The following is a 10,185-nucleotide window of genomic DNA, read 5'->3' on the forward strand; positions in this document are numbered from 1 at the left end:
ACATAGCTTTTCTATCTCCTCTTGTTTGAGAAGGATCTGAGAAGATCTGATTATCCACAACTCAAAATAATTTTGTACCGCGTATCCCTTGCTCCCATACTTGTTGACAAAACTACCCGCAAAAGAAGGGTGTGACAACTTACGTTAGCCTATCGACTGCTCTCCATTTTATCAGCGATAGCTCTGCGCTATGGCATCACAGGATGAGGCTTGAAACTTGATCGCGCTTCATATGAAAGACTTGTGAGAGGGACGCACGGCGTCTCTCTAGTCGTCTCACGGTCAGCAACAAAATATTCATCACGGAAAAGTAGCATGCTCACCAAAATTTTAAATATATTTTCTAAAAATTATACCGCAAGCTGGATAAATGACTGGAAAGATCCAGTTCCAGCTGCTCGGAGAAGGGCGAAGTGTGGATGGGATGCACCCTTATCCGGGGGACTATGAACCGTGGTGAGAGGTATGTTAGCTAAAGCTATGAAAATGAAAAAGAACAAGCGCGGTGAGATGGGCGTCGGGACGATGATCATTTTTATCGCCATGATCCTCGTCGCGGCAGTGGCGGCATCCGTCCTGATCAGCACCGCGAACACCGTGCGTGAACAAGCCCAGTCTACCGGAGAGGACGCCATAGCGAACGTCGCTTCTGGTTTTATCATCCAGGGCGTTATTGGGGAAGTAGCCGACAATGAGATAAACACCCTGACGGTGTATGTTAAGCTGGCAGCAGGCAGCCCTGCGATAGACATGAGCAAAGTCATCATTGTCTACACTGACGGATCCAGCGTCAGAGAGCTGCAGAACGATACCGATGTCAGCGAGACGACATACACCAGCGAGCCCGTTCCCCCAGGTACATGGGAATATGGCCGAGTCGCTTCTGGCGTACTTATGAAGATCACGATAGGGGACGACCTTGCTCTTGCACCAGGTACGCACGTCTTGATCAAGATCATGCCGCAGAACGGGCAGCCGACGGTGACGGAATTCACGACCCCAGAGACCTACGGGGCAGATTACATAATCCTCAGGTAAAGCTGCCGATATGGAGCGTGAATTATGAGTCGCTTAGGGAAACCTCTTCCCCCAATCTTTTTTTTCCTCTCACAGGCAAGCCTCTTCGCTGGGAGATCGAAAAAGAAAAAAGACGATCTCGATGCGGATTTAGAGATGGACCCCTGTGAGGATGCGGTAAAAGCACCGTCGGCAGTTCAAGAATCCCTAGCATCCAGGGTAGATTCTCTCGAAGGCGGGATGAAAGACGTATCTAACCAGATAAAGAATCTCGAGGGAGCGGTGAAGTCTTCAAAGAGCGGGATCGAGGAACTGAAGGAAGAAATCTCCAAGTTGAGCGAGACGGTGAAAGACCTTATGGCGGTCTATGAAGTCGTGAGCAGGGAGTACAACCCCTTCGTAGAGGTTGAAAATGAAAAAACAAAAACTCATTTCGGGCCGGCAGGCTGCAGCACCCTGAAGGGAATTAGCATCATCCCATCCCCTTCGGAAGGCACAAGCTTCAAAGACCTGGGCGGTACGAAGAAACTGGAACCGGTCGACAAGGTCGTCAGACCGGAATCCGATGTCGAAATGTTCCTCTTGAACATGCCTGGAGATGAGTGCAATAAAGGTAGGAATGAATCGACCGTAAATGTGGAAAGGAGGATGAAGTCTTTGGAAGGCGCAGGCAATGTAGGCAAGCCCTCGAGTCCTACGATTGACTTCAAAGATGCCGCATATATGTTACAAATGATGAAGCTGGTTGAGTTCCAACTTGAAAAAATATTCATATCGAGGGTTGAGTGCGGAAGGATTGACACTGATGACGTGATGCGTCTCGACTACTACCTGAAAGAGTTTAAGCGGGCAGGGATGGTCTGAGTGGGGCTGAGCCTTTCCGTATCCGCCGCCATCGTTTTCACTGCTGCGATGATATCCTTCGGCATTCTATTCAGTGCGGTTCTTGATTTCAACAAGGATGTGGAGGAGGGGCAGAGGAATATTACTACGATGGCTGAGCTCTCTGGAAGGCAGCAAATCGAAATAGTCTCCGTGAACGGGTCAGGAATCATCATACTCGTGAACAAAGGAAGCGAAGTCGTTGACCTCGATTCCGTTTTCGTCTTCATAAACGGGACGATTGCGAACGACCTCGTGGAGAGTATGAACGTTGATGGATCTACACGTACAAAGCTTTGGGCACCTACTGAGTTCTTAGAGATAAGGATGAGATGCAGGCTCGAAAATGCAAAAATCATGGTCGTCGCTGGCTCATTCGCACGAGCCTACGCGGGGTGATGCATGTCCTCTGACCAGTCAATCTCTAGAGTGATATTCTTCGTCGCCGCGGTAGTCGCCGCGACGGCAATAGCAGGTGCGTTGATAGCTATCGCCAATTCGACGGCCCTGTCGATAAGACAGCAGGGGGATTTGGCAGCGGACAGGATGAACACAGGCATAAGGATCGTCAACGACCCACGCATAGTTCCAACGGGCAACGGGACAGTCACATTTTATGTACTGAACATCGGGAGCAAGGAGCTCGAGACGTCGAAACTGACGGCATTTGTAGACGGGTTATACGCTGAGCCAGTAGCAAAAGAGGTTGTCGCTGGAGCTCGGTGGATGCCTGGCAAGATCCTCGCTTTGACCGTGAGAGCAGAGCTCAATGGGGGCGATCACTGGGTAAAGGTGGTGCTGGATAATGGGAACTTTGATATGATGGAATTTCGGACTTGATTGCGCGTTGTTGAATGAAAACCTAGGGGGAGGAGGGTCTGGGACATGGAGTCGGGGAAGCTCAACGTTCCGTCCGGCGTTTTCGTGATATCGCTACCACGCGACGAACTCAACGACAGGCTGGGAGGTGGCATCCCCGCGGGCTCACTCATGCTGCTCGAGGGGCGAGAGGGGACAGGCAGGAGCGTCTTATGCCAGCGGCTGTGCTATGGGCTGCTCGAGAACGGAAGAACCGTCACTTTCGTGTCGACGGAAATGACCGTCAAGGAGTTCATAGACCAGATGCACTCGCTTGACTTCAAGATCGCCGATTACCTACTCCGCGGGGAGCTACGCTACTTTCCCGTCTACCCGCTCGTCGGCCGAACTAAGGCAAGGGGTGACTTCCTGGATAAATTTATGAGCTCTCCGGTCCTCTTCGACACGGATGCTCTTATAGTGGACTGCTTTTCTTCGCTTGTTTCTAACTCCAGCATGGGCCCGAGGGTGTTCGACTTTATTGCCTTCATGAAAAAAGTGGTGAGCACGGGAAAGGCCGTGGTGCTCACTGTCGACGAGGGGCATGAGGAGATCGAACCTATTCGGATGGCATCTGACATACTCATTTCGCTCAAGATGAGCACCTCGTCTGGTGGCATGCAACGGCAGATGCACGTCAAGCGCTTTGCAAGGGCACGCGGGAGGGTCCAGGACATCATATACTACCGCATCGAACACAAGACTGGACTGGTCATCGAGCTGACGGAGGTATCGGGTTAGATGGAGGGAGACATACAGAGGGAGGCAAGGAAAAACCCGCACCTGGCTAACTACATCCGGTTCCTCAGGAAGACTACATCCACTCTCCCCCGCTTCTTCGAGAAAATATCGATCAACGAGCTGCAGGAAATAAGGTCGAAGGCGGCCAAGGATCCAACGCAGGCGAACATAGTCTACCGCGTAGGCGAGGGTTACGTGCACATCGACGCGCTTAATAACCGCTACATCAGCATCGAAAAATCGCTTGGTAGCGGAGAAAGGGAGAAGTACAAGAGGGTCAAGGAACTCATACTCGACAAAGCCGCATCATTCCCGAGCCCGCAGTCTGAAAAGGATTTGGTCGACCTTCTGAAAAGGCTGTATGACACCCTGACATCTGTATCCGAGAGCGCAAAACCTCTTGGCTTGCTGAAGAGCGCGGGAAGGATCGTTTTGACACCACTCGAAAAGGAGAGCATATGGTACTTCCTGAGGAGAGACATCGCTGGCTACGGGCCGATCGAACCTCTGATCCTCGATCCCTACATCGAGGACATACACTCCGTTGGCACGGACCCGATTCATGTTGCTCATAAGGCTTTCCAGTACGCCCTCGAGACGAACATAAAGTTCACGGACGACGAGGAATTGAACAACTATCTCGTGTCCCTTAGTGAGCGTATAGGTAGGCCTGTGAGTCCCGCAAGGCCGATCATCGATGGCACCCTTCCGGACGGGTCTCGTATTAACATCATCTATTCGAGCGATATATCGACGAGGGGTTCGAGCTTTACCATAAGGAAGTTCAGTGCGGAGCCGATATCAGCGGTGCAGCTTGTCAAGTTTGGCACTTTTTCCGCCGAACTCGCGGCGTACCTTTGGCTCTGCCTTGAGCATAAAATGAACGTGATGGTCGCTGGCGAGACAGCTTCGGGCAAGACGACGACTATCAATGCGATCATCCCGTTCATCGACTACCGTGCGAAGATATATACGGCTGAAGATACACCAGAGATCAGGCCGCCGCACGCCTCATGGCAGAGGTGCGTCACGAGGGAAACCGGCCCCGAGGAATCGCGCGTGACGATGTTCGACCTCTTGAAAGCTGCGCTCAGGTCAAGGCCCGACTACATTATCATCGGTGAGATCCGAGGAGAAGAGGGGAGGATCGCTTACCAGGCCATGCAGACAGGCATACCAGTCATGGCGACCTTTCACGCCGCCTCCGCGACCAAGTTCATACAGAGGTTCACAGGCGATCCCATACGGGTGCCTATCACATTCATCGATAACCTCAACGTCCTGCTGCTGCAGTCTGCAGTCAACTTAAACGGCCGCATAGTGCGGAGGGTAACCGCGGTGGAGGAATTTATCACGTACAGCGCTGAGCACGGAGGTGTGCTGACGAGGAACGTGTTCAAATGGGATCCGAGGACGGACAGAATCGTCTTCAGGGGTATGAATAATTCGTACATTCTCGAGGAGAAGATCGCTTTTCAGAGGGGATATGTCGACAGGAAGGAAATCTACAGAGAGCTCATGAAGAGGGCAAAGATCATCGATTCGATGATAAACCACGGGATCATGAGCTACGGCGATGTCTGCGGCGTGTTGAGGCAGTATGCAGAGAGCGGCATGGCCGGTCTCCAGTTCGCGGTCTAAGGTGGTTCCATGAGCGGAGGAGAGAGGAAACCAAGCATCTTTTCGCAGATCGAGATGAGGTTTTCAACATACATCCTGATGGTATTCGCATCCCTTGTCGTCTTTGGGATCGTGCTGCCGACGCTAATCCTTGTGACTTTTGGCGAGATGCTCGCATCGATGGCATTGGCAGTCTATCTCGTCCCGATTATAGCCATTACCGCCGTTGCCGCTCTCCCACTGCTGCTCGTGGGGAGGAAAAGGAAGGAGATCGAGCACCTCATGCCCCTGTTTGTGACGCGCATGGCAGCGCTTTCGACTTCGGATATGCAGCCCGAAAAGCTCTTCCACATGCTCTCTACTTGTAGGGAGTATGGGCAGCTGGCGAAAGACTCAGGAAAGATATATAGGCTTGTCAAGGACTACCACATGCCCGTAGCGGAGGCGTGCAGGTTCATCGCAGCCCGTTCGGCAAGCCACCTTGAGGCCGACTTTTTCTCGAGGCTGTCGCACGCCATCGATGTGGGCGAAAGGCTGGAACGGTTCCTGAAAAACGAGCAGGACGTCATAATGGACGAATACACGCTCAAGTGCGAGGCCGCTATCAAGGACATGGATTTCCTGAAGGAGATATTCACATCCATCGTGATTTCCCTCGTCTTCATCGCCGTGTTCATATCGATCGTGCCGCTCCTCGCGCCTCAAAACATAAAGCTGCTCGTCATGTCGATCATAGCCATATTTGCCTCGGTTGAGCTGCTTTTCCTTCTCCTCATGTACATGAGGGTGCCGAAGGATACGATATGGTACCAGTGGTCGCTGAAGTGGAAGGAGGGGTTCATGACTGACGCAGACAGGATGCTCATCGCCTCCATAGTCATTGCAGTGGCCTGCGTCGTGTTTCTCGCTTTGTTCCTCTCTATCATACCAATACCCATACCCTTGTATATCTCCAGCATATTCCTTCCCTTATTAATCCCTGGGATGCTCATCATGAAGGAAGAGAGGAAGATCGAGAGGCGGGACAACATTTACGGCGCCTTCCTGCGAGCGCTCGGGAGGTCTGGCGATGTAACGGGACAGACGATGACAGAGAGCGTGAAGAAGCTCGCACTCCACAAGTTCGGCCCCCTGACGGAGTTCGTGAGAAACCTCGAGCGGAGACTCTCGATGAGGATAAGCACGATGGACTCGTGGCGCCACTTTGCCTCAGAAGCAAACAGCAACCTCATCAAGAAGTTCGGCGAGATGTACATCCACTCTACGATAAACGGCGCGAGACCCGAACCGACTAGCCTCTTCATAAGCAACAACATGTCAAGGATCCTCGCAGTAAGGAAGAAGAGGCTGATACTTGCCGGAAATTATGTTGGAATCCTATACGGCATCATGGTTGCCGTGTCGTTCACGCTTTTCTCGACAGTAGGCATCCTGGAATACATGGGGAATATGATATCCTCTCTCATCCCCCCCGACGCTGATATCATGAGCTTCGGCATCCTCAGCGCGATCTACGAAGCTAAGTTCGCCGTCGCAGACCTCACGATGATGGTCTATGCGGTGATCGTGGTCCATGCAGCGGTCTCCTCGGTGATCCTTGTAATCCTAAAAGGTGGACACCTGGCGGGTGCGGTAGTCTACTTCGTATCGATGGTGTGGATAGGGGTGGCCACATCGGTCGTCGTAGACGCTTTGATTACAGGGATGCTCGTGGTTTGATGCAGAGAGGCATCCTGCCGTGGCATGACCTGCGACAAGATCGGCTTATTGATTCAAAACTCGCATGAAATTCCGCCTTACCCGCCAATTAGAGTCAAGTTTTCTGCGATCTAGCTAGAACTTACGACGAGAACATCCTATGAGAAACAAAGAATTCCATCCATGGCAAGAACAGCCCCTGTTGTTCCGCGGGGAAGGCATGGATATGTGATTGGGGAAGTACGTTTCTTCAAGAAATCGGATTTAGGAGATGAGCTCTCCGTTCCCCCGATTTGACGATCGAAGATACTGTGAGCTATCTGTGTCTGGCGGTCGAATTCCTATGCGATTTCGGCGGTCTATGAGTCCTAGCTGGATCTCACAGTCCGACCGTTTTGGATTTCCAACTTTCGCTCAGCAGCCGACCTGACCTGTTCTACGAACTCAGCAGGGCAGAACACATAGAAATTGCGCAGCGGGTCCACTCTCTTGAAGACACAATACCTCTCATCAAAATCAGAAATCCTCCCGTCCTTTTCCTTTATCAGTATTGGTGATTTTTTATCGCTTGAAGGTGAATAAAGCGTCTCCTTTATTTCCTGCACGCACGCTATAATGAAGTCCTGGTCACATCCTGACTCATCAGCAAGGTCCTCTTCGAGCGATTTCAGCCTCGCGCGGGACATACTCCTCAACTCCCTTTTTTTCAGGGGATCGAGCAGCGGCGACTCAAGATCAGCTTCGAAAGACCTCTTCAGCAGCTTCCTCCTTTCAATCCTATGCACCATATCATATGTTTTGCTGGACTGGTCCGATTTCAATAGACTAAAAAAAGAATCATCATCAAGCTCGAGTAAAGAGTCGACGAAGTTCTTTCCTTCGACATCAAAATACCTGTTGTCCAAAATGTGATCTCTTAATGCAGTCTGGACACCACGGATCAGCATCTCATCAGAAATCAACCTGACGTGGTGGTTGTAGACTTGTGTGTGCATTAGGTGCCTCGCCAGTAGGAACCCCTCAAGGGCATCCATCCCTTTTTTCGAGACAACGATATAGGACTTGTCGCGAAAATCTTCCTTTGATAGGGTGTGCAGGATCCTCTCGATGTCGAAGATACCATAGGCCACACCTATGTGGTAGGAGTCCCTCATAAGGTAGTCCAGCCTGTCCGCGTCTATGTTGCTCGATATAATGCACCTGGCCGCAGTCTCTGTGTTTTCATCGAATAGTGAGAGTACGCTCTCGACCCTGTCCCCCAAGACACTATTGATTTCCCCATCTTCAGTGATTATCTTTCTCGTGATCGTTTCGTGGTCGACTCCCTTACCGTCGGTTGCCGCCCTTATAACAGACTCGAAGTTGTGAGACAAAGGCCCGTGTCCGACATCGTGGAGTATCCCCGCGTACCTAACTATTTCTATTTCTTCATCGTCCAGCTGCACCGCCTTTGCCATCCTAGTCGCGACGTGGAGCACTCCTAGTGAGTGCTCGAACCGGGTGTGGCATGCACTCGGGTAAACCAGGTGGGTATTACCCAGCTGCTTTATCCGCCTCAGCCTCTGGACCGCACGCGTTTCCAGCAGTTCTATCTCCTTTTTGGTGAGGCCTATGAACCCATACAAGGGATCCCTGATGAACTTCTCGAACTCGAGCGGCAAAGCTACCTACCCTGACTGCGAGCTGATGCTTTCCAGCAGTTTGACAGCCTTATGAACCTGGTCTTGCGAGAGTTCCCACCCGAAATACCTAGCCTCTTCCATTATATCCTCGGCTGTCACACTCTTCTTTTTCTTGGAACAAATGTAGTGCACCTTCGCAGCACACGACAATATTTTCGCATTTAGTCCCGCGCAATTCTTCCATGACTTAACGAGCATCGAGAGCTTGTCAAACTCTCCCCCGTTTTCATCCCTTATCTCCTCTATGACCTTTTCAGCATCGGGAGTCAGCCTGTAAGCGTAACGTCTCCATCCCTCAGGCAAGAAGGGGTCGGCATTCTCGTCCGCCTCGACTTCTTCATGCAGAAAGCCCATGCAGACCAGTTCCTGTACGACATCTGCGACCTCGGCGCTGTACGGACCATAGTAATGTGGTATGTATGTGGTCTTCACCAAACCGCGCTCCTTTGCAAAATAAAGCATTTTCTGGATTGCTGTCCTCCCAGTAATATTCCCGCCAGCAGCATATACGGCGACCAGCACTGCATCAAAGACGTCCAATGATAAACCCCCTTTTGCAAACAATCATTTCCTATTAATATGGTAAATATCTAAATTCCGGTTCAGAGGATATAATTCTTTTTCTGAGAGATGTGAAAGTATAATTACCCTTCAAATATCGATTTTGAATACCGAAGTTTTTGGCAATCGCATGAAGAATGGTGGCAATGTCTGAGTACGGCGGTCTAGAATGATTTGATAAAAATTTAGGTGCGATGCTAAGACTGTTTTTTTCTCAACTCCTCCTGTAACAAATTACTCAGCCGTCATTTCTGTAGCTTTCAAAATACGCGTGAGTTTCCTGTGATGTGAATTCATCATTGGAGTATATCTGAGTTAGGGATCGATTAGAAAGATAACAACCCCAGAGTAAACAGTTTCAGCGGGACCAATGAAAGATCCGAGGCGAATTTCGACCTGATCCAACGTAGCTATATAGGTTAAAATCTGGACAATCTTCTTGATTCCTTTCACCTTGAGTTTCCATTCCAGTGGGACAAGTTCAGTTAAATCGATCAGTGGAATTCTAAATTTTCTAAGCAGCACCGGAAACGTCTTTCTTAACCTAGAAAGTATCGCTGACTTTGTCGCCATAAACACCAATTCATCCAGCAATATCTCTTGAATCGAACGTGGTAATTTAGATCGCTGCAACTCATTCCTCACTGGCTCGAAAAATTGAAGAAATTCTTTGTCTTTCAAGTCGCGATAGTCTTTCCACGAAAAAAAGTCAAGATATTTGTCAAATTCATAACACTTCCTTACGATTTCTTCTGCATTTAACCTATGCGCACTTCCCAGCGAGCCAGCATAGTAACGAGAAAGATCGCGATCGAGTATGCCCATGATGCCGTATGGAACAAGAAAACGTCCTCGACTAGGGTATTGACTATGGAGCTCTTCTATAGCTAACCAAAAATGCCTGTGAACAAGGAGTGATGGATCGATCATTGCAGTTGATAATTTCTTGCAAAGATATGTCTGTAGGGGATCCGATTCCCATTCAATCATAATGAATAATCAAACAGATGTCTCAATTCAATTAAATTTTTTCCTGATCATGGAATATCATAATTATTTAGGGGTCCAGAAGCTCGAAGTATTGAAACAAGATTCTTTGCGATTACAAAGATCAATTTCTCAATCT

10 protein-coding genes are annotated in these 10,185 nt (G+C 50.0%); 7 read left to right on the forward strand and 3 right to left on the reverse strand.

The annotated features are described in order from the left end of the window. Positions 1 to 465: 465 nt before the first annotated feature. The 7 genes from QW087_07730 to QW087_07760 all read left to right on the forward strand — a co-directional run bounded on the left by QW087_07730 (position 466) and on the right by QW087_07760 (position 6,837). Positions 466 to 1,038 (forward strand): archaellin/type IV pilin N-terminal domain-containing protein, encoded by a 573-nt coding sequence (locus QW087_07730; protein ID MEM2944612.1) that lies wholly within the window; start codon positions 466 to 468, stop codon positions 1,036 to 1,038. A gap of 135 nt (positions 1,039 to 1,173) precedes the next feature. Continuing rightward, positions 1,174 to 1,881, forward strand: coding sequence for a flagella accessory protein C (locus QW087_07735; protein MEM2944613.1), 708 nt, complete (start codon positions 1,174 to 1,176; stop codon positions 1,879 to 1,881). Further along, positions 1,882 to 2,298: a hypothetical protein gene (locus tag QW087_07740; GenBank protein MEM2944614.1), complete on the forward strand. Its 417-nt coding sequence runs from the start codon at positions 1,882 to 1,884 to the stop codon at positions 2,296 to 2,298. 3 nt (positions 2,299 to 2,301) lie between these two features. Continuing rightward, the gene (locus QW087_07745) at positions 2,302 to 2,739 is read left to right on the forward strand and encodes a hypothetical protein (GenBank protein ID MEM2944615.1); all 438 of its coding nucleotides are present in this window, start codon (positions 2,302 to 2,304) and stop codon (positions 2,737 to 2,739) included. 45 nt (positions 2,740 to 2,784) lie between these two features. Then, entirely contained in the window at positions 2,785 to 3,498 is a 714-nt protein-coding gene (locus tag QW087_07750) for an ATPase domain-containing protein (GenBank protein ID MEM2944616.1), read from the forward strand. Continuing rightward, entirely contained in the window at positions 3,499 to 5,139 is a 1,641-nt protein-coding gene (locus QW087_07755) for a type II/IV secretion system ATPase subunit (protein MEM2944617.1), read from the forward strand. 9 nt (positions 5,140 to 5,148) lie between these two features. Then, positions 5,149 to 6,837: a type II secretion system F family protein gene (locus QW087_07760; protein ID MEM2944618.1), complete on the forward strand. Its 1,689-nt coding sequence runs from the start codon at positions 5,149 to 5,151 to the stop codon at positions 6,835 to 6,837. A gap of 347 nt (positions 6,838 to 7,184) precedes the next feature. On the opposite strand, the gene QW087_07765 is transcribed toward QW087_07760, so the two are convergent. From QW087_07765 to QW087_07775, 3 genes are all read right to left on the reverse strand, one after another. Beyond that, entirely contained in the window at positions 7,185 to 8,477 is a 1,293-nt protein-coding gene (locus QW087_07765) for an HD domain-containing protein (GenBank protein MEM2944619.1), read from the reverse strand. Positions 8,478 to 8,483: 6 nt separating this feature from the next. Next, positions 8,484 to 9,038 carry a hypothetical protein gene (locus QW087_07770; protein MEM2944620.1) on the reverse strand — a complete coding sequence of 185 codons (555 nt, stop codon included), beginning with the start codon at positions 9,036 to 9,038 and terminating at the stop codon, positions 8,484 to 8,486. A gap of 336 nt (positions 9,039 to 9,374) precedes the next feature. Then, on the reverse strand, positions 9,375 to 10,049 hold the full coding sequence (locus QW087_07775; protein ID MEM2944621.1) for a hypothetical protein: 675 nt from the start codon (positions 10,047 to 10,049) through the stop codon (positions 9,375 to 9,377). Positions 10,050 to 10,185 lie beyond the last annotated feature (136 nt).

The organism is Methanomassiliicoccales archaeon, assembly GCA_038850735.1.
Classification (GTDB): Archaea; Thermoplasmatota; Thermoplasmata; order Methanomassiliicoccales; family JACIVX01; genus JACIVX01.

Excerpts from the sequence above, each read along its gene's own strand:
- QW087_07775 (MEM2944621.1), bottom strand. The coding sequence starts at position 10,049 with ATGATTGAATGGGAATCGGATCCCCTACAGACATATCTTTGCAAGAAA.
- QW087_07750 (MEM2944616.1), top strand. The coding sequence starts at position 2,785 with ATGGAGTCGGGGAAGCTCAACGTTCCGTCCGGCGTTTTCGTGATATCG.
- QW087_07735 (MEM2944613.1), top strand. The coding sequence starts at position 1,174 with ATGGACCCCTGTGAGGATGCGGTAAAAGCACCGTCGGCAGTTCAAGAA.
- QW087_07745 (MEM2944615.1), top strand. The coding sequence starts at position 2,302 with ATGTCCTCTGACCAGTCAATCTCTAGAGTGATATTCTTCGTCGCCGCG.
- QW087_07755 (MEM2944617.1), top strand. The coding sequence starts at position 3,499 with ATGGAGGGAGACATACAGAGGGAGGCAAGGAAAAACCCGCACCTGGCT.
- QW087_07760 (MEM2944618.1), top strand. The coding sequence starts at position 5,149 with ATGAGCGGAGGAGAGAGGAAACCAAGCATCTTTTCGCAGATCGAGATG.
- QW087_07730 (MEM2944612.1), top strand. The coding sequence starts at position 466 with ATGTTAGCTAAAGCTATGAAAATGAAAAAGAACAAGCGCGGTGAGATG.